At 41.6% G+C, this 24,114-nt stretch carries 21 protein-coding genes; all 21 read left to right on the top strand.

The window, feature by feature from the left end; translation table 11 throughout:
• The first annotated feature begins 40 nt into the window (after nt 1–40).
• The 21 genes from rpsB to pnp all read left to right on the top strand — a co-directional run bounded on the left by rpsB (nt 41) and on the right by pnp (nt 23,972).
• Nucleotides 41–748, top strand: coding sequence for a 30S ribosomal protein S2 (gene rpsB / locus ACIGG7_RS10570; RefSeq protein WP_044337376.1), 708 nt, complete (start codon nt 41–43; stop codon nt 746–748).
• Nucleotides 749–899: 151 nt separating this feature from the next.
• On the top strand, nt 900–1,781 hold the full coding sequence (gene tsf / locus ACIGG7_RS10565; RefSeq protein WP_224941108.1) for a translation elongation factor Ts: 882 nt from the start codon (nt 900–902) through the stop codon (nt 1,779–1,781).
• A gap of 87 nt (nt 1,782–1,868) precedes the next feature.
• Nucleotides 1,869–2,594, top strand: a complete 726-nt coding sequence (pyrH, locus tag ACIGG7_RS10560) for a UMP kinase (protein ID WP_044337374.1) — start codon at nt 1,869–1,871, stop codon at nt 2,592–2,594.
• Nucleotides 2,594–3,151 (top strand): ribosome recycling factor, encoded by a 558-nt coding sequence (gene frr / locus ACIGG7_RS10555; protein WP_098440752.1) that lies wholly within the window; start codon nt 2,594–2,596, stop codon nt 3,149–3,151. Before pyrH ends, frr begins: the two co-directional genes overlap by 1 nt.
• A gap of 278 nt (nt 3,152–3,429) precedes the next feature.
• Nucleotides 3,430–4,221, top strand: coding sequence for an undecaprenyl pyrophosphate synthase (locus ACIGG7_RS10550; RefSeq protein WP_397549751.1), 792 nt, complete (start codon nt 3,430–3,432; stop codon nt 4,219–4,221).
• Complete coding sequence (locus tag ACIGG7_RS10545; RefSeq protein ID WP_224941106.1) at nt 4,221–5,003, top strand: phosphatidate cytidylyltransferase; 783 nt, start codon at nt 4,221–4,223, stop codon at nt 5,001–5,003. Before ACIGG7_RS10550 ends, ACIGG7_RS10545 begins: the two co-directional genes overlap by 1 nt.
• Nucleotides 5,004–5,036: 33 nt before the next feature.
• Nucleotides 5,037–6,179 (top strand): 1-deoxy-D-xylulose-5-phosphate reductoisomerase, encoded by a 1,143-nt coding sequence (gene dxr / locus ACIGG7_RS10540; protein ID WP_397549750.1) that lies wholly within the window; start codon nt 5,037–5,039, stop codon nt 6,177–6,179.
• 121 nt (nt 6,180–6,300) lie between these two features.
• On the top strand, nt 6,301–7,554 hold the full coding sequence (gene rseP / locus ACIGG7_RS10535; RefSeq protein ID WP_397549749.1) for an RIP metalloprotease RseP: 1,254 nt from the start codon (nt 6,301–6,303) through the stop codon (nt 7,552–7,554).
• Nucleotides 7,555–7,702: 148 nt separating this feature from the next.
• A complete protein-coding gene (locus tag ACIGG7_RS10530) occupies nt 7,703–9,406 on the top strand; it encodes a proline--tRNA ligase (RefSeq protein ID WP_397549748.1) in 1,704 nt (567 codons plus the stop codon).
• Nucleotides 9,407–9,505: 99 nt separating this feature from the next.
• On the top strand, nt 9,506–13,825 hold the full coding sequence (locus ACIGG7_RS10525; RefSeq protein WP_397549747.1) for a PolC-type DNA polymerase III: 4,320 nt from the start codon (nt 9,506–9,508) through the stop codon (nt 13,823–13,825).
• A 185-nt stretch (nt 13,826–14,010) separates the two neighbouring features.
• Nucleotides 14,011–14,481 (top strand): ribosome maturation factor RimP, encoded by a 471-nt coding sequence (gene rimP / locus ACIGG7_RS10520; RefSeq protein WP_397549746.1) that lies wholly within the window; start codon nt 14,011–14,013, stop codon nt 14,479–14,481.
• Between the two features lie 35 nt (nt 14,482–14,516).
• Nucleotides 14,517–15,650: a transcription termination factor NusA gene (gene nusA / locus ACIGG7_RS10515; protein WP_079531429.1), complete on the top strand. Its 1,134-nt coding sequence runs from the start codon at nt 14,517–14,519 to the stop codon at nt 15,648–15,650.
• Between the two features lie 12 nt (nt 15,651–15,662).
• Nucleotides 15,663–15,932 carry an RNase P modulator RnpM gene (gene rnpM / locus ACIGG7_RS10510; protein WP_224941359.1) on the top strand — a complete coding sequence of 90 codons (270 nt, stop codon included), beginning with the start codon at nt 15,663–15,665 and terminating at the stop codon, nt 15,930–15,932.
• Between the two features lie 10 nt (nt 15,933–15,942).
• Nucleotides 15,943–16,260, top strand: a complete 318-nt coding sequence (locus ACIGG7_RS10505) for a YlxQ family RNA-binding protein (protein WP_397549745.1) — start codon at nt 15,943–15,945, stop codon at nt 16,258–16,260.
• A gap of 4 nt (nt 16,261–16,264) precedes the next feature.
• Nucleotides 16,265–18,424, top strand: coding sequence for a translation initiation factor IF-2 (gene infB, locus ACIGG7_RS10500; protein WP_224941099.1), 2,160 nt, complete (start codon nt 16,265–16,267; stop codon nt 18,422–18,424).
• On the top strand, nt 18,421–18,699 hold the full coding sequence (locus ACIGG7_RS10495) for a DUF503 domain-containing protein (protein ID WP_397549744.1): 279 nt from the start codon (nt 18,421–18,423) through the stop codon (nt 18,697–18,699). Before infB ends, ACIGG7_RS10495 begins: the two co-directional genes overlap by 4 nt.
• 57 nt (nt 18,700–18,756) lie before the next feature.
• Nucleotides 18,757–19,125: a 30S ribosome-binding factor RbfA gene (rbfA, locus tag ACIGG7_RS10490; protein ID WP_224941097.1), complete on the top strand. Its 369-nt coding sequence runs from the start codon at nt 18,757–18,759 to the stop codon at nt 19,123–19,125.
• Nucleotides 19,126–19,224: 99 nt separating this feature from the next.
• Complete coding sequence (gene truB / locus ACIGG7_RS10485; RefSeq protein WP_397549743.1) at nt 19,225–20,133, top strand: tRNA pseudouridine(55) synthase TruB; 909 nt, start codon at nt 19,225–19,227, stop codon at nt 20,131–20,133.
• Nucleotides 20,134–20,151: 18 nt separating this feature from the next.
• The gene (gene ribF, locus ACIGG7_RS10480) at nt 20,152–21,102 is read left to right on the top strand and encodes a bifunctional riboflavin kinase/FAD synthetase (protein WP_224941095.1); all 951 of its coding nucleotides are present in this window, start codon (nt 20,152–20,154) and stop codon (nt 21,100–21,102) included.
• A gap of 135 nt (nt 21,103–21,237) precedes the next feature.
• On the top strand, nt 21,238–21,507 hold the full coding sequence (gene rpsO / locus ACIGG7_RS10475) for a 30S ribosomal protein S15 (protein WP_034760125.1): 270 nt from the start codon (nt 21,238–21,240) through the stop codon (nt 21,505–21,507).
• A 341-nt stretch (nt 21,508–21,848) separates the two neighbouring features.
• A complete protein-coding gene (gene pnp, locus ACIGG7_RS10470; RefSeq protein ID WP_224941094.1) occupies nt 21,849–23,972 on the top strand; it encodes a polyribonucleotide nucleotidyltransferase in 2,124 nt (707 codons plus the stop codon).
• The last annotated feature ends 142 nt before the right edge of the window (nt 23,973–24,114 follow it).

Raw genomic sequence — 24,114 nt, 5'->3', positions numbered from 1 at the left:
GACGGAGGAGAAAAACAAAACCATTTAGGAGGAAACACACATGTCAGTAATTTCTATGAAACAATTGCTAGAAGCTGGTGTACATTTCGGACACCAAACTCGCCGTTGGAATCCAAAGATGAAGAGATACATCTTCACTGAGCGTAACGGCATCTACATCATCGACCTTCAAAAAACAGTTAAAAAGGTTGAAGAAGCTTATAACTTCGTGAAAGAATTAGCTGGTAACGGCGGTAAAGTTCTTTTCGTTGGAACAAAGAAGCAAGCACAAGAATCTGTTAAAGAAGAAGCAGAGCGTGCAGGTATGTACTACATCAACCAACGTTGGTTAGGTGGAACGCTTACAAACTTCGAAACAATCCAAAAGCGTATTTCACGTCTTAAAGAAATTGAAAAAATGGAAGAAGACGGTACGTTTGAAGTACTTCCTAAGAAAGAAGTAGTACAACTTAAAAAAGAACATGAGCGCTTAGTTAAATTCCTAGGCGGAATCAAAGATATGAACACGCTACCTGATGCATTATTCATCATCGATCCTCGTAAAGAGCGTATCGCAGTGGCAGAAGCTCGTAAACTTCATATCCCAATCGTGGGTATCGTTGATACAAACTGTGATCCGGATGAAATTGATGTTGTCATTCCTGCGAATGATGATGCAATCCGTGCGGTTAAGCTTCTTACTGGTAAAATGGCTGACGCTATTCTAGAAGCTAAGCAAGGTGAAGAAGCAGCTGTAGCAGCTGAGTAATGAATGAAAGGTGATAAGAGGACTTACCCTTATCACCTTTTTTTAAAGAATTTTCACATCTGCTTCCCTCTGATACAGAGTCAGCAGATTTAATGACTCATACCAATTGGTCACTGATGTCTACATAGTTAAACTAAGGAGGAAACCCACTATGGCAATTACTGCACAAATGGTTAAAGAACTTCGTGAAAAAACTGGCGCTGGAATGATGGATTGTAAAAAAGCGTTAACAGAAACTGATGGAGACATGGACAAAGCAATTGATTTCCTACGTGAAAAAGGGATTGCAAAAGCAGCTAAGAAAGCGGACCGTATCGCAGCTGAAGGTACTACTTACATTGCGAGCGAAGGCAACACTGCCATCATCCTTGAAGTGAATGCAGAAACAGATTTCGTTGCGAAAAACGAAAACTTCCAAAATCTTGTAAAAGAACTATCTGATCATCTTCTTGCAAACAAACCTGCTTCTGTTGAAGAAGCACTTGAGCAAAAAATGGCAAATGGTTCAACTGTATCTGAATTCATCAACGCTGCAATCGCAAAAATCGGAGAAAAAATCACATTACGTCGTTTTGAAATCCGTACTAAAGGCGATAACGCTGCATTCGGTGAATACCTGCACATGGGTGGCCGTATCGCTGTTCTTACAGTGGTAGAAGGCACTACTGATGCAAGTGTAGCGAAAGATGTTGCGATGCACGCTGCAGCATTAAATCCTAAGTATGTTTCTCGCGACCAGGTTTCTGCTGAAGAAGTAGAACGTGAGCGTGAAGTGCTTAAGCAACAAGCGTTAAACGAAGGCAAGCCTGAAAATATCGTTGAAAAAATGGTAGAAGGCCGTCTTGGAAAATACTTCGAGGACATCTGCATCCTGGATCAAACATTCGTTAAGAATCCAGATCAAAAGGTACGTCAATACCTTGAAGCAAATAAAGCGACTTTAACTGATTTCACTCGTTACGAAGTAGGGGAAGGTCTTGAGAAGCGTCAAGAAAACTTCGCTGAAGAAGTAATGAATCAAGTAAACAAATAAGATCAGCTTAAGTTGAACATTATTTAGTAGGGAACACCTAGCGTGTTCCCTATTTTTCAAGAAAAATTCTATTTTATGGAGGTTCCCATGAGCGTTCCAAAATACAAACGTGTCGTTCTAAAACTTAGTGGAGAAGCATTAGCAGGTGATGATGGCTTCGGTATTAATCCTTCTGTCATTAAAAATGTAGCAGAAGAAGTAAAAGAAATCGCTGAACTTGATGTGGAAGTGGCGGTTGTCGTTGGCGGAGGTAATATCTGGCGTGGTAAAATAGGCAGTGAAATGGGAATGGATCGTGCATCTGCAGACTATATGGGGATGCTCGCTACCGTTATGAACTCTTTAGCTCTTCAGGACAGCCTTGAACAACTGGGGATCGAAACAAGAGTTCAAACTTCCATTGATATGCGTCAGGTCGCAGAACCATATATCAGACGCAGAGCCATCCGTCACTTAGAGAAGAAACGTGTTGTCATTTTTGCGGCAGGTACTGGAAATCCATACTTCTCTACTGACACAACGGCAGCACTTCGAGCGGCGGAAATCGAAGCAGAAGTGATCCTAATGGCTAAGAACAACGTAGATGGTGTATACTCAGCAGATCCTAAGAAGGACGAAACGGCTGTTAAATATGAAGAACTTTCCTATTTAGATGTTCTGAAAGAAGGTTTAGCTGTCATGGATTCAACAGCTTCTTCCCTATGTATGGACAATGATATTCCACTTATTGTATTCTCTATTATGGAGGATGGGAATATTAAGAGAGCCATTACTGGGGAAAATATTGGTACAATCGTTAGGGGGAAATCATAATGCCAAACACGATCATAACAAATGCAAAAGAGAGAATGACCAAAGCCATTCAAACATTTTCACGTGAGTTAGCAAGTATCCGCGCAGGAAGAGCAAATGCTTCTCTTCTTGATAAGATCTCAGTTGATTACTATGGTGCACCTACACCGGTCAATCAATTAGCTGGAATCTCGATTCCAGAGGCGCGTATGCTTGTCATCCAGCCTTACGACAAATCAGCACTAGGTGATATTGAAAAGGCAATCCTGAAATCGGATCTTGGCATCACACCGACAAGTGATGGAAACATCATCCGAATCGTGGTTCCTGCATTAACAGAGGAGCGCCGAAAAGAACTTGTGAAGCTTGTGAAAAAAGAAGCTGAAGATGCCAAAGTGGCTATCCGAAATATCCGACGTGATGCGAATGATGAATTGAAGAAAAAAGAGAAAAACGGGGACATTACAGAAGATGATCTTCGTGGCTACTCAGATGATGTTCAAAAAGCAACCGACGAAAGTATTGTCAAGATTGATAATATTGCAAAAGATAAAGAACAAGAAATGCTCGAAGTATAATCTTTCATAATCGAATCCTAAGGGGCTGACCTATAAGTGAACTTATATTCCTTATGGGGAGGTCCCTTTGTTTTTCGTTTGTTAACCAATTACTTATGGCTGAATTAAAGAGCCTTTATCACCTCTATCACCGGTGTTTGTTAAGGTGAACAGCCAAGCCACTAAGTTCAAAAACGTATAGGTATATACATAATCTATTTTCTTAAAGATATCTTCCTTGTTTTTTGATATGATAATAAGGTCAAATATTTTTTGGATTGTTGGTGGAGGATTTTTTTATGCTAAACAAGCTTAAGCAATGGAAAAGACAACAAACTTCCGAGGAAGTAGATGATCGATTCCAAGAACTACTGAAACACCCGATTCCGGGTCATATAGCAATCATTATGGATGGTAATGGACGTTGGGCCAAAAAAAGGGCTTTGCCAAGGGTTGCCGGACACCATGAAGGGATGAAGTGTGTTCGGAGGATCACCAAATTGGCAAATGAACTGGGACTAGAAGCCTTAACGTTATATGCTTTTTCAACAGAGAACTGGAAACGCCCTAAAATGGAAGTTGAGTTTCTGATGAAATTGCCGGAAGAATTCTTAGGAACGTTCCTTCCTGAATTGGTTGAAGAAAATGTACAAGTGAAAATGATGGGCTCGCCGGAGGCTTTGCCAAATCATACGAAGGCAGCGGTCACAAAGGCAATAGAAGCAACACAGCATAATGATGGGCTAATCCTGAATTTCGCCTTGAATTATGGCAGCCGGTCAGAAATCATTGATTCCATGAAACATGTCTTAAATGATATACAGAATGGAATACTAGATGAAAGAGAATTAAATGAGGAAGTCTTTTCAAACTATTTAATGACAAGAGACTTAAAAGATCCAGACCTGCTTATTCGAACGAGTGGAGAGATCCGCTTAAGTAACTTTATGCTTTGGCAGTTGGCCTATACTGAGTTCTTTTTTACAGATGTACTATGGCCGGATTTCGGTAAAGAACAATTAGTTGAAGCCATCGAAGCATATCAAGGTCGTTCAAGAAGATTTGGTGGGTTACAAAGCGAGGAATCCTAATGAAACAAAGAATTATTACAGCAGTGGTAGCAGCAGCAATATTTTTACCGATTATCATTTTTGGTGAAACACCATTTATCATTTTAATGTATCTGATCGCTTCCATCAGTTTATATGAGGCGTTAAAGATGAGGGGGCAATGGATTTTTACCATTCCTGGATTATTATCGCTCGCTCTATTATGGGTGTTCCTCATACCGACGGAAACGATTGGGATCATATCAGATTTCGGTTACTCTAAGATTGAATTGGCATTTCTTGCCGTGTTATTATTTTTAACGTATACAGTGGCCACCAAGAATCGTTTTAATTTCGATGATGTAGCGTATGCGCTATTAAGTGTTCTATATGTAGGGATCGGCTTCTATTACTTCATGGAAATCCGACTTGAAGGCGTTCAATTTGTGTTTTATGCATTATTCATCATTTGGGCGACAGATTCCGGGGCTTATTTCATCGGAAGGGCAATGGGGAAGAAGAAGCTGTGGCCAGAAATTAGTCCGAATAAGACCATTGAAGGCTTTGTGGGAGGCATTGTTTGTGCTGTCATAGTCGGCGTCGTCATGACGTTCTTTACCGATCTTGATATGTCGATCCCTAAGCTAGTGATTGTGACCGCTATCCTCTCTGTTTTTGGACAGGTAGGGGATTTGGTTGAATCTGCATTAAAGAGACATTACAAAGTGAAAGATTCAGGACATTTACTTCCAGGGCACGGAGGAATGTTGGATCGATTTGATAGTTTACTGTTTGTATTACCCCTTCTTCACTTTCTGTTATAAAGTGGAGGGTTTCAATCGGGAGGAGTGTACTAGTTGAAGAATATCAGTTTAATGGGTGCTACGGGGTCGATTGGAATACAGACCCTAGATGTCATTCGGGAGCATCCTGAAGAATTCAAACTGACTGCCATGTCTGTTGGCAAAAATATAGAAGAAGCCAGGAAGATTATCATGGAATTCAGCCCCAAACTTGTTTCTGTCCAGCAGAAAGAAGACGCTGAAACATTATGCGGGGAATTCCCTTCATCCGTTACGATCCTACATGGGGAAGAAGGATTGGTGGAAGTGGCATGCCACCAGGATGCCGATGTTCTGGTTAATGCAGTCCTTGGGAGTGTGGGGTTATACCCTACACTTCAAGCCATTGAGGCAGGAAAGACGATTGCAATTGCCAATAAGGAAACCCTGGTAACCGCGGGTCACCTTGTGATGGAAGCGGCAAGGGGCAAAGGGACGACATTGCTACCGGTGGATAGTGAACATTCTGCCATCTTCCAGGCACTTCAAGGAGAAAAAGAAAAAAATATTGAGAAATTGGTCATTACGGCTTCTGGTGGAAGCTTCAGGGATCGTACGAGGGAAGAATTGAAAGGTGTCAGTGTACATGAAGCATTGAATCATCCAAACTGGTCAATGGGAGCGAAGATCACCATCGATTCTGCTTCCATGATGAATAAAGGGTTGGAAGTCATTGAAGCTCATTGGTTATTTGATATCCCTTACGACCAAATCGACGTTGTCCAGCATAGAGAAAGCATCATCCATTCAATGATCCAATTCCATGACTCATCTGTAATGGCTCAATTGGGCACACCTGATATGCGCGTGCCGATTCAGTATGCACTGACGTATCCTGACAGACTTCAAAGACAGGGGAAAAGGCTGGATCTTTCTGAAATAGGAAAGCTTCATTTTGAAAAAATGGATCTGAATCGTTTCCGCTGTCTGGCTTTTGCTTATGATGCAGGTCGGATCGGGGGGAGCATGACAACGGTTTTAAATGCTGCAAATGAGGCAAGCGTAGCGATGTTCCTGGATAATAAGATTTCATTCCTGGACATTGAAACCTATATTGAAAAGGCTTTGAATGCTCACCAGGTAATACATAAACCCGACCTTGAAACGATACATGAAATTGATCGGGAGACCCGTCTACTCGTTTCAAGCTGGTTGTAGGTAAGTATCTGCGCATGTTTACTTTGTTTGTAACGTAGAATGATAGTGGACATGTTTCAGTGGGTCTATACTTAACATTTAAATCTGTTACCAACAGGTTATAAAAAAGGTGGTTTTTTATTTGCAAACGGTAATTGCCTTTATTGTTATCTTTGGGGCTTTAGTATTTTTTCATGAATTGGGGCATTTGATTTTTGCTAAACGTGCAGGGATACTCTGCCGTGAATTTGCCATAGGATTTGGTCCAAAGGTTTTTTCTTATAAGAAAGATGAAACAACCTACACCATCCGTTTACTGCCTCTTGGGGGCTTTGTAAGGATGGCAGGTGAAGACCCGGAAATGGTAGAACTCAAGGCTGGCCATCGTGTGGGGCTTGTACTGGACCAAGATGAAAAGATCGTTAAAATTGTCTTGAATAACAAAGACCGCTTTCCGAATATCCGTGTTTTAGAAGTGGAAGAAGCGGATTTGGAACATAGACTGCACATCCGGGGATATGAGGAAGAAGAAGAACTGAAAACCTTCAAAATATCAAGAGATGCTGTTTTCATTGAGGATGGTGTTGAAACGCAAATAGCACCATGGGATCGACAATTCGCATCCAAGACACTTCCACAGCGGGCACTTGCCATCTTTGCGGGCCCATTATTTAATTTCATTCTTGCCTTCTTTATCTTTATCCTTGTAGGCTTACTGCAGGGTGTTCCCACAAACGATCCTGTACTTGGGGAGTTAACATCAGATGGTGCTGCGAAAGAGGCAGGGCTTCAGAAGGATGATGTTGTCCTAAGCATTGACGGCAAAGAGATTTCCACTTGGGATGATATCGTAACGATCATTCAGAAACATCCGGGCGATGAACTCCGATTCAATGTTGACCGCGATGGTTCAAATACCGAGATTGCTGTCACGCCAAAACCACAGGAAATCGAAGGGAAAGAGATCGGAATCATCGGTGTTCATAGCCCAGTGGAAAAATCACCACTTAAAGTAGTGACAAACAGTGCTCAGCAAACCTATGAATGGACTAAAATGATTTTTGTCCTTCTTGGTAAATTAGTTTCGGGTGAATTTTCTATCGATGCCTTATCAGGACCTGTTGGTATCTATCAGTCAACAGATGTAGTGGCGAAATCGGGAATATTCTACTTAATGAGATGGGCAGCCATCCTTAGTATCAACCTGGGAATCATGAATCTACTACCGATCCCGGCACTGGATGGAGGGAGACTCCTATTCTTTGCAGTCGAAGCTATAAGGGGGAAACCAGTGGACCGTCAAATGGAAGGAATGGTACACTTTGTCGGCTTTGCCCTTCTCATGGTTCTCATGCTCGTCGTGACATGGAATGATATACAAAGATTTTTCTTATAAAATGAATGGTATGAAATCAAAACAGGCAGTTTCTCCCTTAATAATCAAAAAAATGAGGGTGTCACTGCCTGTTCATTTAAGTTAAAATAGTGTGAAGGAAAGTCCAATATTACATAAATAATTTATATGGTAACTGAGGTGCTAAAAGATGAAGCAACAAAATACATTCATTCCGACACTGAGGGAAACACCTGCTGATGCAGAAATTAAGAGTCATCAGCTTCTCTTGCGTGCAGGATTCATTAGACAAAATGCAAGTGGTATTTACAGCTTCTTGCCACTTGGAAATAAAGTGTTGAAAAAAGTAGAAGAAATCATCCGTGAAGAGCTGGATGCAGCCGGTGCTGTGGAGTTACTCATGCCTGCACTACAACCATCGGAGCTTTGGAAAGAATCAGGTCGTTGGGGAACATATGGACCAGAATTAATGCGAATGAATGATCGTCATGATCGCGAATTCGCTCTTGGTGCCACTCATGAGGAAGTTATAACCAGCCTTGTGAGAGATGAAATAAAATCGTACAAGCGTCTGCCTCTCACCATGTATCAGATTCAAACTAAGTATCGTGATGAAAAACGTCCGCGTTTTGGACTCTTAAGAGGAAGAGAATTCATCATGAAAGATGCTTACTCTTTCCATTCATCATATGAAAGCCTGGACACCACGTATGATACTTTATTCCAGGCATATTCAAATATTTTCAATAGATGCGGCTTGAACTTCAGGGCGGTCATCGCTGATTCTGGTGCAATGGGTGGTAAAGATACACATGAATTCATGGTGTTATCGGATGTCGGTGAAGACACAATCGCCTATTCAGATTCATCTGATTATGCTGCAAATATTGAAATGGCTGAAGTCAACGATACCTACTCCGAATCAACTGAAGAGATGTTGTCAGTGGAAAAAGTATCAACGCCTGAAATCAAAACAATCGATGAAGTATCCACATTCTTATCAGTGGAAAAAAATCAATGCATAAAATCACTTTTATTTAAAATAGATGAAGAGTATGTATTGGTATTATCTCGTGGTGATCACGAAATCAACGATATTAAAGTGAAGAATCTCTTTAATGCTGATGTGGTGGAATTGGCGTCAGCGGAAGAAACGAAAGAAGTCATTGGGTGCGAGATTGGTTCGATCGGACCATGTTCATTAAACTTAAAGATCGTAGCTGACACAGCGGTGAAATACGTTCGCAACGGTGTATCAGGGGCCAATGAACCTGGATTCCACTTCAAGAATGTAAACCCTGAGCGAGATTTTTCGGTATCAGAATATGCCGATCTCCGTTTTATCCAGGAGGGGGATGCTTCACCTGATGGGAATGGGACAATTGTCTTCGCAAAAGGTATTGAAGTAGGCCATGTCTTTAAACTGGGAACAAAATACTCTGAAGCTTTAGGCAGTTCGTTCCTGGATGAAAACGGCCGTTCTCAATCCACCATCATGGGGTGTTATGGTATCGGGGTTTCCCGTACCCTTGCTGCGGTAGCGGAACAATTCAATGACGATAGAGGACTTGTTTGGCCGACGAATCTATCTCCATATGATCTTCATTTAATACCGATTAACATGAAAGATGAAGCACAAGCATCACTCTCGAACGAATTATATACTGCTCTTAAAGGAAATAGATATGACGTATTAATGGATGATCGAGCTGAACGCCCTGGAGTTAAATTTGCAGACTCTGACCTGATTGGTCTTCCTGTCCGGATAACGGTTGGAAAGAAAGCAGGGGAAGGGATCGTAGAAGTAAAGGTAAGAAAAACAGGCGAAGTCTTGGAGATTCATAAAGATGAACTTCCTTCCAAGCTGATTGAACTGTTCAAGACACTTTCTTAATTGTGGAAGGGCTCGACTTTAAAGGAGGCAATCCTTTTGCTGTCAGCCCTTTTACTCTGTAATCATATCGTTCACGAATAGAAATGGGGGGAAACGGATATGGAAGGAAAGCCCCTGGGCAAAAGAGAAAGGTTTCAATTGCTACTGCAACAGTTAGGCTTAACAGAGGACGCCTTTGTGCAGTATTTTCAACATGCTGAAATTGAAAAATTGGCAGTATATCGAAAGGAAAAGAAATGGCATTTTTACTTCAACTTTGAAGAAATTATCCCTTGTAACGTTTGGAGTAAATTTTCTATTGCATTGCAAACATCCTTTAAACACATTGCAAACGTCGGGTTTACGATCAAAGTACTCAATCCTAATGTGACAGATCAGCATATATTAGATTACTGGCAGGACTGTGTGAAAGAAATACAAGGAATTTCTCCGCCGTTATTAAAGTTATTAAATACACAAAAGCCGAAAATCAATGGAAATAAAATCATTGTTCAGGCTTCAAATGATACTGAAGCCACTCAACTAAAGAGAAAATACGGAGAAATGATCACATCCACATTCGAGAACTTTGGGTTTCCTAAACTGGTGCTGGATGCAGAGGTTAGTCAGGTTGAGGAACAAAGCAATGAATATGAGAAATTCTTAGAAGAGAAACTCAAAGAAGATCAAGAAAGGGCGAAACAAGCTCTTATTGAAATGGAGAAAGCGGAAAAAGAGGATGCAAGTGATGCTCCGAGCGGTCCATTTATGCTTGGTCTTACAATCAAAGACGATGCTGACTTCCGTAAGATTGAAGAAATTTACGATGAAGAGCGTCGTATCGCCATCGAAGGATATGTATTTGATTGTGAGACTAGGGAACTCAGAAGCGGACGTACCCTTCTTACATTTAAAGTGACCGATTATTCTAGTTCGATTCTGGTCAAAATGTTCTCCCGGGATAAAGAGGACGCCGCGGTTATGAATAATATGAAAAAAGGCATGTGGGTCCGATGCCGCGGAAGCATACAAAACGATACATTTGTACGTGATCTTGTGATGATTGCGAATGATGTAAATGAAATCAAACCGGTTCTTAGACTGGATACGGCCCCTGCTGATGAAAAAAGGGTAGAGCTTCATATGCATACCCCGATGAGTCAAATGGATGCCGTTTCTTCAGTGGCAAGCCTTGTGGCCCAAGCGAAGAAATGGGGACATAAAGCGGTTGCGATAACAGATCATGCTGTTGCTCAATCTTTCCCGGAAGCTTACAATGCAAGCAGGAAAAATGATATTAAAATGCTTTATGGTGTGGAAGCCAACCTTGTCGATGACGGGGTTCCGATTGCTTATAATGATAGGGACCTTCCTCTGGAAGATAGCACGTTTATCGTGTTTGACGTAGAAACGACTGGCCTTTCCGCCGTTTACGATACCATCATTGAACTGGCAGCGGTAAAAATCAGGGATGGGGAAGTCATTGATAAATTCGAGTCATTTGCCAACCCTCATCATCCTTTGTCCGCAACGACGATCGAGTTGACTGGGATTACAGATGACATGGTTCAAACGGCTCCTGAAATAAACGATGTTCTTCACGATTATTATAAATGGGTAAGTGACGATATTTTAGTCGCCCATAATGCTTCCTTTGATATGGGGTTCTTGAATGCAGGGTATCAAAAAGCAGGTCTTCCTAAGTCAACCAATCCTGTCATCGATACATTGGAGCTTGGAAGGCTTTTATATCCTCAATTTAAGAACCACAGGCTAAATACATTAGCCAAGAAGTTTGATATTGAATTAACCCAGCATCACCGCGCCATTTATGATGCTGAAACAACAGGGTATCTGCTGCTGAAAATGTTGAAGGATGCCGTAGAGAAAGGTATCACCAATCATAATCAGTTCAATGATTACATGGGTAAAGGTGATTCATACAAGCGTTCAAGACCCTATCACTGTACATTGATCGCACAGACGGAAGAGGGATTGAAGAATCTATATAAGCTTGTATCCATTTCCCATATGAATTATTTCTACAGGGTTCCAAGGATTCCGCGGTCGCAATTACAAAAATATCGGAAAGGAATTCTGGTAGGTTCTGGATGTGATAAAGGGGAAGTATTCGAAGGAATGATGCAAAAAGGGAAAGAAGAAGTTGAAGAAACAGCTCAATTCTACGATTACCTGGAGGTTCATCCTAAAGAGGTATACCAGCATTTAATCGAATTAGACCTCGTTCAAAGTCAGAAGAACCTAGAAGATATCATTCAAAATATCGTTGAACTCGGTAAGAAATTAGATAAGCCCGTGGTGGCTACAGGAAACGTTCATTATCTTAATGAAACGGACAAGATATATCGGAAGATTCTTGTGGGTTCTCAAGGAGGAGCCAATCCCTTAAATCGACATGAACTTCCTGATGTCCATTTCAGAACAACGAATGAAATGCAGGATTCATTTTCCTTCTTAGGGAAAGAGACCGCTAAAGAAATCGTTGTGGATAATTCCAATAAGATTGCCGATATGGTAGATGTGATTAAACCGATCCGGGATGATCTTTATACACCTAAAATCGAAGGTGCAGACGAAGAGATGCGACGGATGAGTTATGCCATGGCCAGGAGTATATATGGCGAAGAACTTCCTGAAATCGTTGAAGCCAGAATCGAAAAAGAATTAAAGAGCATCATCGGGCATGGTTTCGCGGTCATCTACTTAATCTCGCATAAATTAGTAAAGAAATCACTGGATGACGGTTACCTGGTTGGTTCTCGTGGATCTGTAGGTTCTTCATTTGTGGCGACGATGACTGAAATCACGGAAGTGAATCCTTTGCCTCCACATTATGTATGTCCGTCATGCAAAAAGTCAGAGTTCTTTGATGATGGTTCTGTTGGATCGGGCTTCGATTTACCAAATAAGGATTGTCCAGAGTGTGGAGTTCCTTATAAAAAAGATGGTCATGATATCCCGTTCGAAACCTTCCTCGGATTCAAAGGGGACAAGGTTCCTGATATCGATTTGAACTTCTCGGGGGAATATCAGCCGAATGCCCACAACTATACAAAGGTGTTATTTGGAGAGGACAACGTATATAGGGCAGGAACAATTGGTACTGTTGCAGAAAAGACCGCATATGGGTATGTAAAGGGATATGCAAATGATCATCAGCTGCAAATCCGCGGTGCCGAAATCGATCGCTTGGTCAGTGGATGTACCGGTGTGAAGAGAACAACCGGTCAACATCCTGGAGGAATTATCGTAGTGCCTGATTATATGGACATATATGATTTCTCACCAATACAATTCCCTGCTGACGATTCGAGCTCAGAGTGGAGAACCACACACTTTGATTTCCATTCCATACATGATAATCTGTTAAAGCTTGATATACTTGGACACGATGACCCAACAGTCATTCGCATGCTTCAGGACTTATCAGGGATCGACCCTAAGACCATTCCGACAGACGATCCTGAAGTGATGAAGATATTCAGCGGCACTGAATCTCTTGGAGTGACTGAAGAGCAAATCATGTGTAAGACAGGTACTCTTGGTATACCGGAATTCGGTACAAGGTTCGTCCGCCAGATGCTTGAGGATACAAAGCCGACAACATTCTCTGAACTCGTACAGATTTCTGGATTATCACATGGTACGGATGTATGGCTTGGGAATGCACAAGAACTCATCCATAACAATATTTGTAATCTGAGCGAGGTTATCGGATGCCGTGATGATATTATGGTATATCTGATCTATCAGGGACTGGAGCCTTCCCTTGCCTTTAAAATCATGGAATTCGTACGTAAAGGAAAAGGCCTGCAGGATGAATGGGTGGAAGAAATGAAGAAGAACGGTGTACCAGACTGGTATATCGATTCGTGCCTGAAGATCAAGTACATGTTCCCGAAAGCCCATGCGGCAGCTTATGTATTAATGGCTGTTCGTATTGCATACTTTAAAGTGCATCATGCTCTCCTGTATTATGCAGCTTACTTCACCGTTCGTGCGGAGGATTTTGATATTGAAGCGATGGTGAGAGGTTCACAGGCTGTTAGAGCCAAGATAGAGGAAATCAATAGCAAAGGCCTGGATGCATCTCCTAAAGAAAAGAACACATTAACCGTTCTTGAGTTGGCGTTGGAAATGTGTGAACGGGGCTATAAGTTCCAAAAAGTAGATTTGTATCGTTCACAGGCTGCCGAATTCGAAATCGATGGAGAAACATTGATTCCACCATTTAACTCCATTCCCGGACTTGGGACCAATGCCGCCATCAATATTGTAAATGCAAGGAAAGATGGGGAGTTCTTATCAAAAGAGGACCTTCAGCAAAGAGGACGAGTGTCCAAGACGATCATAGAGTACTTGGATAATCACGGCTGCCTAGAATCACTGCCAGAGAAGAATCAATTATCCCTCTTCTAAGTTGATAACACGGGAATTGTTTGCATAAAAATGTTGATTATGGTATATTTTTATTGGAAATACTAAAGATAGCTCTAAAGGTAGAAGAGTGGGGTCGCACCCCACTCTTTCGTTATTACATGGAGAATTTTGAACTATCATTTCTAGTCTTGGTGCAAGATTTTCATATAGACCAGGAGGTAAGTATGAGCAAAATAACAACACTTGTAGAAGAAATTGTTACACCGATCTTAGATGACATGTCATTGGAACTTATCGACATGGAATATGTGAAAGAAGGATCCAATTGGTTTCTTCGAGTATTCATCGACAAGGATTCAGGTGTTGACATTGAAGAATGCGGAACAGTAAGTGAAAGACTTAGTGAAAAGTTAGATGAAATTGATCCAATTCCTCATAATTACTTTTTAGAAGTTTCTTCACCGGGGGCAGAACGTCCTTTAAAGAAAGACAAGGACTTCGAGAAAGCCATCGGCAAAAACGTTTATGTAAAAACGTATGAGCCTCTGAACGGCGAAAAAGCCTTTGAAGGGACACTTCTTTCCTATACTTCAGAACAATTATCATTAGAAATAACCATTAAGACTCGAAAGAAGAAGGTTGAAATTCCAACAGATAAGATAGCCATCGCACGATTGGCTGTTACATTTTCATAGGAACTAACCGCACTATAAAGGGGGATGAAACCACCATGAGTACTCAGTTATTGGATGCTCTTACTGTTTTAGAGAAAGAGAAAGGCATTGCAAGAGATGTCATCATTGAAGCAATTGAAGCAGCCCTTGTGTCTGCTTACAAACGAAATTTTAACCAAGCACAGAATGTCCGTGTAGATCTTAACCTTGATACAGGTACGATGAGAGTCTTCGCCCGTAAAGAAGTCGTAGATGAAGTATTTGACTCCCGTCTGGAGATTTCAGTTGAAGATGCAGGAGAAATCAACCCAAGTTACGAAGTAGGGGACGTTGTAGAACTTGAAGTCACTCCAAAGGATTTTGGACGAATCGCAGCCCAGACAGCTAAACAGGTTGTGACTCAACGGGTGAGGGAAGCAGAAAGAGGAATCATCTATTCCGAATTTGTGGACCGTGAAGAAGACATCATGACGGGCATCGTTCAACGCCAGGATAACCGTTTCATTTACGTGGCTTTAGGGAAGATTGAGGCACTATTACCGGTAAGTGAACAAATGCCTAACGAAACATATAAGCCTCATGACCGCATTAAAGTGTTCATCACAAAGGTAGAGAAGACGACTAAAGGTCCTCAAATCTTTGTTTCAAGAACTCATCCTGGATTGTTGAAACGACTATTTGAAATCGAGGTTCCAGAAATTTTCGACGGGACAGTTGAAATCAAATCGGTAGCTCGTGAAGCAGGCGATCGTTCTAAGATTTCCGTTCATGCTGAGAATCCTGAAGTGGATCCTGTAGGTGCATGCGTGGGAACGAAAGGAGCCCGTGTTCAGGCAATTGTAAATGAACTGAAAGGCGAGAAGATCGATATCGTCCAATGGTCAGAAGATCCGGTGACATTCGTAGCAAACGCCTTAAGCCCATCTAAAGTCCTTGATGTACAGGTGAATGAGGAAGACAAAGCAACTAGAGTCGTGGTACCGGACTACCAGCTGTCGCTTGCCATTGGTAAACGTGGTCAAAATGCCCGTCTTGCAGCTAAATTGACTAACTGGAAGATTGATATCAAGAGTGAAACAGATGCACGTGAATTGGGATTGTATCCTCGCGAAGAGGCATTTTTACCTCAGGATGAAGAGGATGAGTATGACAACGAGCCTTTAAATATTGATTTTGAAAATCAAGATTAAGAGGTGGGTATGATGGCTATGAATAAAAAAATCCCTTTGCGCAAGTGTGTAGCAACGGGTGAAATGAAACCGAAGAAAGAAATGATCCGTATTGTAAGGTCTAAAGAAGGGGAGGTCTCCATTGATCCAACAGGTAAGAAATCAGGACGTGGAGCTTATCTTTCAAAGGATAAAGAAGTCATTTTACAAGCTAAAAAGAAAAATACTTTAGCCAATCAATTACAAGCGAAAATAGATGAATCTCTTTACGATGAATTGATTAGCCTTGTGGAGAAGGAGTAACGTTTAGCGTATGAATCAGAATCGTTGGATGTCACTTTTAGGATTGGCGAATCGGGCACGTAAGATTATTTCAGGTGAAGAGCTTGTGATAAAAGAAGTTCGTAATGGACGAGCAAAACTTGTCATCCTTTCCAAAGATGCTTCTGCTAATACCAACAAGAAAATCATGGACAAGTGTAAATCCTACAATGTCCAGGTATGCTTAGTGGAAAACAGGCATGAGTTAGGTCAATCTATTGGAAAAGAGGCCAGGGTAGTCGTAGCCGTCATGGATGCAGGCTTTGCCGGGAAATTATCCGAACTGCTCGATGAATCTCAGTGGGGGTGAACATATGAGCAAGATGCGTGTATACGAATATGCAAAAAAATATAATGTTTCAAGCAAAGATGTGATCGAAAAATTAAAGCAGCTGAATATTGAGGTATCAAACCATATGGCAACTATAGAAGACGACGCAGTAACAAAATTGGACGCGATGTATAAAGGCAATTCTACCGGGAATAAAGCCCAAAAGGATGCCAAGTCAAATGCATCCAAGTCAGAAGAAGCTCCTAATAAGGAAAAAGTGAAAACAGCACCGAAAAGCCGAGAAGGAAAGAAACACGAACAACAGCACCAATCAAAGGAGAAGAAGGTCTTCAATAATAATAAAAACAAAAACAATAGACAAAATAAACAAAATAAAAATACAAAACAGGCTCCTCAACAACAACAACAGCCTGCCAAGAAGAAAGAGCTTCCTGCAAAAATAACGTTCTCAGAGTCATTAACGGTTTCAGAACTTGCCAAAAAACTTCATAAAGAACCTTCTGAAATCATTAAGAAGTTGTTCATGCTTGGTGTCATGGCTACGATCAATCAGGAACTGGACAAAGATTCAATCGAATTGATTGCAGGGGAATACGGAGTCGAGGTAGAAGAAGAAATTAAAGTGGATGCTACTGACCTTGAAGTATATTTCACAGAGGATACAGAAGATCAAGTGGAAGAACGTCCTTCTGTTGTAACGATCATGGGTCACGTCGACCATGGTAAAACAACTCTTCTTGACTCGATCCGCAATACGAAAGTGACGGCAGGAGAAGCGGGCGGTATCACTCAGCATATCGGTGCTTATCAAGTTGAAGTGGATGGTAAGAAAATCACTTTCCTTGATACTCCGGGACATGCTGCCTTCACAACAATGCGCGCACGCGGTGCAAAGGTTACGGACATTGCGATCATCGTTGTAGCGGCTGACGACGGTGTCATGCCACAAACGGTTGAAGCGATCAACCACGCAAAAGCGGCTGAAGTACCGATCATCATCGCTGTCAATAAAATGGATAAGGAAGCTGCCAATCCAGATCGTGTGATGCAGGAGCTGACAGAATACGAATTGGTTCCTGAAGCATGGGGTGGAGACACAATCTTCGTTCCATTATCTGCATTATCTGGTGACGGTATCGACAATCTCCTTGAAATGATCGTTCTTGTAAGTGAAGTGGAAGAGCTTAAAGCAAATCCAAACCGTCTTGCACAGGGAACTGTCATTGAAGCTCAATTGGATAAAGGCCGTGGATCTGTTGCTACTTTACTCGTTCAAAACGGAACGCTTAAAGTCGGTGATCCAATCGTAGTAGGAAATACATTCGGTCGTGTCCGTGCGATGGTCAATGACCTTGGCCGTCGAGTGAAAGAAGCTGGACCATCTGCTCCTGTTGAAATTACAGGATTGAATGATGTTCCTCAAGCAGGGGATCGTTTTGTCGTATTCGAAGACGAGAAGACAGCACGATCAGTAGGTGAAGCCCGTGCATCCCAGGCACTCCAAGCTCAGCGTGGCGAGAAATCAAAGGTAAGTCTTGAGAACCTGTTTGAACAAATGAAACAGGGAGAAATGAAGGACCTGAACCTTGTGCTCAAAGCAGATGTTCAAGGATCGGTTGAAGCCCTTGCAGCGTCATTAATGAAGATCGAAGTCGAAGGTGTAAATATTCGAATCATTCATACGGGTGTTGGAGCGATCAACGAATCTGATATTACACTGGCGTCGGCATCAAATGCCATTGTCATCGGTTTCAACGTACGACCTGATGTGAATGCAAAGCGCACTGCCGAAGCTGAAGGTGTAGAAATTCGCTTGCACCGCATCATCTATAAAGTAATGGAAGAAATTGAAGCGGCTATGCAAGGGATGCTTGATCCTGAATTCGAAGAGAAAATCATCGGTCAGGCAGAAGTCCGTCAAACATTTAAAGTGTCTAAAGTCGGTACAATTGCGGGAAGCTATGTAACAGAGGGTAAAATCTCTCGTGATAGCGGAGTTCGTCTGATTCGTGACGGAATCGTCATCTTTGAAGGTGAACTCGATGCCCTTAAACGTTTTAAAGATGATGCTAAAGATGTTGCTAAAGGGTATGAATGTGGTATTACGATCAAGAACTTTAATGATGTGAAAGAAGGCGACGTCATCGAAGCCTTCATCATGGAGGAAATTACACGTAAATGATCTCATATGTTGAATGTGAGTGTATGATTTATGATTCTCACTCGTTAAAAGAAAAACGGGCGGTCCTGCAGAGGATCATGTCACGCCTTAAACAGAAATTCAATATATCAGTTGCGGAAATCGATCACCAGGATGTATGGCAGCGAACAAAGATTGCCATTGTTGCCGTAGCCTCCTCCAAAGGAGCGAGTGAACGAGAAATCGAACATGCATTGAAATTCATAGATTCTTTTCCTGAGTGGGAACGACTGGAAACCCAATTCGAGTCATTGTAATGAACGACTTATGTTTCAACGTAAAATCATTATTAGTATATATATGAGGTGATATTGATGAGCCATCGTGCGAATCGTGTTGGCGAGCAAATGAAGAAAGAGCTCAGCGATATTATCGGACGAAAAATAAAGGATCCACGCATTGGCTTTGTAACGGTTACAGATGTACAGGTATCCGGAGATTTACAACAGGCAAAAGTGTATATTACCGTTCTGGGTGGAGAGGACCAAAGGGAGAACACTCTCAAAGGTCTCGCGAAGGCAAAAGGATTCATCCGTTCTGAAGTCGGACAAAGAATCCGTCTTCGTAAAACACCTGAAATTATTTTTGAGTTTGATGAATCGATTGATTATGGTAATCATATTGAGTCTTTATTAAGAAAAGTTCAAGATGAACCAGAAGAGTCTAAAGATACAGAAGAGTAACATGAAAGGGCTGATCCGGACGGAAGTACACTTCCATTGGGTCAGCCCTTTGTGTTTTCGCCGATTGAATATTCTACATAATGTATTGGAGGAATGAAGATGAATGGTATCCTGCCCCTATGGAAGCCACGGGGAATGACGTCCCATGATTGTGTTTTTAAGCTTAGGAAGCTTCTAAGAACGAAGAAAGTCGGTCACACAGGCACCCTGGATCCGGAAGTCTCAGGAGTACTGCCTATTTGTATTGGAAGAGCAACCAAAATAGCAGAGTATATAACAGCATCCGGGAAGACTTATGAAGGGGACGTTACGCTCGGTTATTCCACTACAACAGAAGATGCTTGGGGAGAGAAAGTGAAAGAAAAGGAAATCGACCGAGTGATAACAAGAACAGAGGTTGAAGAAATTCTTCAAAGTATGACGGGTGAAATTACACAGACTCCACCCATGTTTTCAGCGGTCAAAGTGAACGGGAAGCGTTTATATGAATACGCAAGACAGGGGGTGGAGGTGGAAAGACCTTCAAGGATCGTCACTATCCATAAACTTCAATTACTGGACGATTGGATTGAACTGGATCCAGAAGACCCTTCCTTCTCCTTTGAAGTTGTTTGTGGTAAAGGGACGTATGTCAGAACTCTTGCTGTTGAAATCGGAAATAAGTTGGGTTATCCAGCACATATGTCCGCTCTTACCAGAACACAATCAGCCGGCTTTAGAAAAGAACATTGTTTCACTTTCGAAGAAATTCAAGAGTCCGTTTTGAACGATCAACAACAAAGCCTTCTTCTCCCCTTGGAATTGGGGCTTTCTCATTTGCCGAAAATGACAATTAGTGATACATTAGCAGAGAAAGTGAAGAACGGAGCACGCTTAGAAGAGCCTGAGGATTGGCCTGACGGACCTGAGATAGTGATGGAATATCAAGATAAAGCCATTGCCATCTATCAGCCGCATCCGGACAAACCTGGGATTATCAAGCCTGTCAAAGTACTCTTCAACGACTAGTGAAAAAGGTGAAATACTGTGAAAGTAATAACTGTACATCATCCACATTCAATTAGTAAGAATGATTTTCCACCCCTTGTACTCGCCCTTGGGTATTTTGATGGAGTGCATAAGGGCCACCAAAGGGTGATCAGGGCAGCTGTAGAAAAAGCGAATGATATGGACATATGCAGCGCAGTGATGACATTTGACCCCCATCCTTCCGTTGTGTTGGGCCACAAGCATAAACACATAAACTATATAACGCCTTTAGAAGATAAAAAAGAAATCATCGAAGATCTGGGTGTGGATTATTTATTCATTGTCCGCTTCACCTCAGATTTTGCGAGTTTAATCCCACAGGACTTCGTTGACGAATATATTATCGGACTTAACGTAAGGCATGTAGTGGCGGGATATGATTATTCATATGGAAGATTAGGGAAGGGGACGATGGAAACCCTGCCATTCCATTCCCGTGATATGTTTACATCCACAATCATTTCTAAGCTGACGGATGATGATCTGGATTTGAAAGTGAGTTCCACCCTTATAAGAGAAAGCCTTAAAGAAGGGGATGTATATAGGGTTCATAAGCTTCTTGGAAGACCATATAAAATGAAGGGAACGGTCATCCATGGAGATAAAAGAGGGAGGAAAATAGGATTCCCCACAGCCAATATTGAACTATCCGACAATTATTTGACGCCAAAGGTAGGAGTCTATGCGGTTAGAATGAAAATTCATGATAAATGGTTCAACGGTGTTTGCAATATCGGGTATAAACCGACATTCAAGAATCCCGATGACTATTCCCTCTCCATTGAAGTACATCTTTTCGATTTTCATACTTCCATATATGGAGAAGAAGTGTTCATAGAATGGTATGATAGGATCAGGGACGAACAGAAGTTTTCTGGAATTGAGGAATTAATCTCTCAAATCCAGAAAGACAAGGACCAGGCAATAGACTACTTTATGAAAATTTGAGGATTATACTTGATTTTTATATGAAAGAGTAGTATTCTAAATAGCGTATGAAATGAACCTTTGCTTGGCATCACGATTCACCAACGGTTGCTCAGTAACAGGGGATTTGAAAGAAATTATTAGGAGGTGAAAAGGATGGCTATCACTAAAGAGCGTAAAAACGAACTAATCAGTGAATACAAAGTACATGAGAACGATACTGGATCTCCAGAAGTTCAAATTGCTGTCCTAACTGAAGAAATTAACAATCTGAACGATCACTTACGCGTTCACAAGAAAGATCACCACTCTCGTCGCGGTCTTCTTAAAATGGTAGGTCACCGTCGTAATCTTTTATCTTACCTACGTAAGAAAGATGTACAACGCTACCGTGAGTTAATTAACAAATTAGGTTTACGTCGATAAACAGACAAAGGAAGCGGGATTATGTCCCGCTTTTTCTTTAGCTTTCATAAGTGGAAATCTTTGTATGATCCTCCACTTCTTTTTATACATTTTCTTGATTTCAAGTATTCAACTTGATTGTTTTTGTCTAAAATACATAATATGTACATAGATTACTCGATTGACTACTGTACGGTTCAATCATCCACTATGATGCAGCATCCTGTATTTACATAGTCAGCAGATTTCATTCAAAGGAATATAACAGCGCAAATGTGCATGATATAGATTATTTTTAGTATTTATCCGGGTTGGGTATAGGCCGAACCCTTTAGTGATATATAAAGAGAGGGGTACACTTTATGGAACAAACTAAACAAACCTTTTCCATTGATTGGGCCGGAAGAGAATTAACGGTTGAAGTTGGCCAATTCGCCAAACAAGCAAATGGAGCGGTAATGGTACGCTATGGTGATACTGCGGTATTAAGTAGTGCTACAGCTTCAAAAGAGCCAAAACCTTTGGATTTCTTTCCATTAACAGTTAATTATGAAGAAAGACTATATGCAGTGGGTAAAATCCCTGGAGGATTTATTAAACGCGAGGGACGACCAAGTGAAAAAGCCATTCTTGCCAGTCGTTTAATTGACCGTCCCATCCGTCCTTTGTTCGCAGATGGATTCCGAAATGAAGTTCAAGTAATCAGCATTGTGATGAGTGTAGACCAAAACTGTTCATCTGAGATGGCAGCTATGTTTGGCTCTTCCCTGGCACTTTCAGTGTCTGATATTCCATTTGAAGGACCGATTGCCGGAGTTATCGTTGGTCTTGTCGATGGGGAGTTCGTCATTAATCCCTCAGTCGAGCAATTGGAGAAGAGTGAAATTCATTTATCTGTCGCTGGTACGAAAGATGCCATCAACATGGTAGAAGCCGGTGCAGATGAGGTCCCAGAAGAAACAATGCTTGAAGCGATCATGTTCGGTCATGAAGAAATCAAGCGTTTAGTGGCTTTCCAGGAGGAAATCGTCGCTAAAGTTGGTAAAGAGAAATTGAACATTCAACTTGTTGAACTGGATCAAGATGTTGAAACAGAAGTTCGTTCACTGTGTGAAAGCGAACTGATTCCTGCAATCCAAGTTCAAGAAAAGCATGCACGTGAAGAAGCCATCAAGGCTGTTAAAGATAAAGTGAAGGCTGTTTATGAAGAAGAAAAAGAAGCGGATGAAGACACTCTGAAGCAAGTAAAGAAAGTATTGGACAAACTTGTGAAGAATGAAGTGCGCCGCTTGATTACAGAAGACAAAGTCCGTCCTGATGGTCGTAAAGTAGACGAAATCCGTCCACTTTCATCTGAAGTCGGTTTATTGCCAAGAACACATGGTTCAGGATTATTTACACGTGGACAAACTCAGGCGCTAAGTATTTGTACATTAGGTGCTCTAGGGGATGTTCAGGTACTGGACGGATTAGGAATTGAAGAATCAAAACGATTCATGCACCATTATAATTTCCCTCAATTCAGTGTTGGGGAGACAGGGCCGATCAGAGGGCCGGGCCGTCGTGAAATCGGACACGGGGCACTGGGAGAAAAAGCGCTGGATCCTATTATTCCAAATGAAAAAGACTTCCCTTATACAATCCGCCTTGTTTCGGAAGTACTCGAGTCAAACGGTTCGACCTCTCAGGCGAGTATTTGTGCAAGTACATTGGCGATGATGGATGCGGGGGTTCCAATTAAGGCACCAGTAGCCGGTATCGCAATGGGTCTTATTAAATCCGGTGAAAATTATTCTATTTTAACGGATATTCAAGGGATGGAAGATCATCTGGGTGACATGGACTTTAAAGTAGCCGGGACATCTAAAGGGGTAACCGCTCTTCAAATGGACATCAAGATTGAAGGACTTTCCCGTGAAATCCTTGAAGAAGCCCTTCAACAAGCGAAAAAAGGAAGAATGCAAATTCTTGAGAGCATGTTAGCCACGATCGGTGAATCAAGAACAAGTCTGTCACAATATGCTCCTAAGATCTTAACGATGCATATCAATCCTGATAAGATTCGTGATGTTATTGGACCAAGTGGGAAACAAATCAATAAGATCATTGATGAAACGGGTGTTAAGATCGATATCGAGCAGGATGGAACAATATTCATTTCTTCTACTGATGAAGAAATGAATAAAGTAGCTAAGAAGACCATCGAAGATATCGTTAGAGAAGTGGAAGCTGGACAAATGTATCTTGGAAAAGTGAAACGAATTGAGAAATTCGGTGCATTTGTAGAAATCTTCAGCGGAAAAGACGGCCTTGTCCACATTTCAGAGCTTGCAGAAGAACGTATCCGTAAAGTGGAAGATGTGGTTGCGATCGGCGATGAAATCCTTGTAAAGGTACTGGATATTGATAATCAAGGAAGAGTGAACTTATCTAGAAAAGCTGTTCTGAAAGAACAGCGTGAAAAGGAAGAACAAAACGAAGGGTAATCGTTTAGAATGGCAGGCTGTCCTGTAAGGAGCAATTTCTCCTCCGGGACAGCTTTTTTTTATCTGTACCATTGCTTTTTTGCCGGATGTTCTAGGCTGTTCCTCTCCTACATATGTTTTTAGGAGAAGGAAGGTGGACAGG

Origin of the sequence: Rossellomorea sp. NPDC077527, assembly GCF_044542955.1 — a bacterium.
Classification (GTDB): domain Bacteria; phylum Bacillota; class Bacilli; order Bacillales; family Bacillaceae_B; genus Rossellomorea; species Rossellomorea aquimaris_E.
Note: the sequence above shows the minus strand (reverse complement) of the source record. Positions and strands in the feature narration are given on the sequence as shown.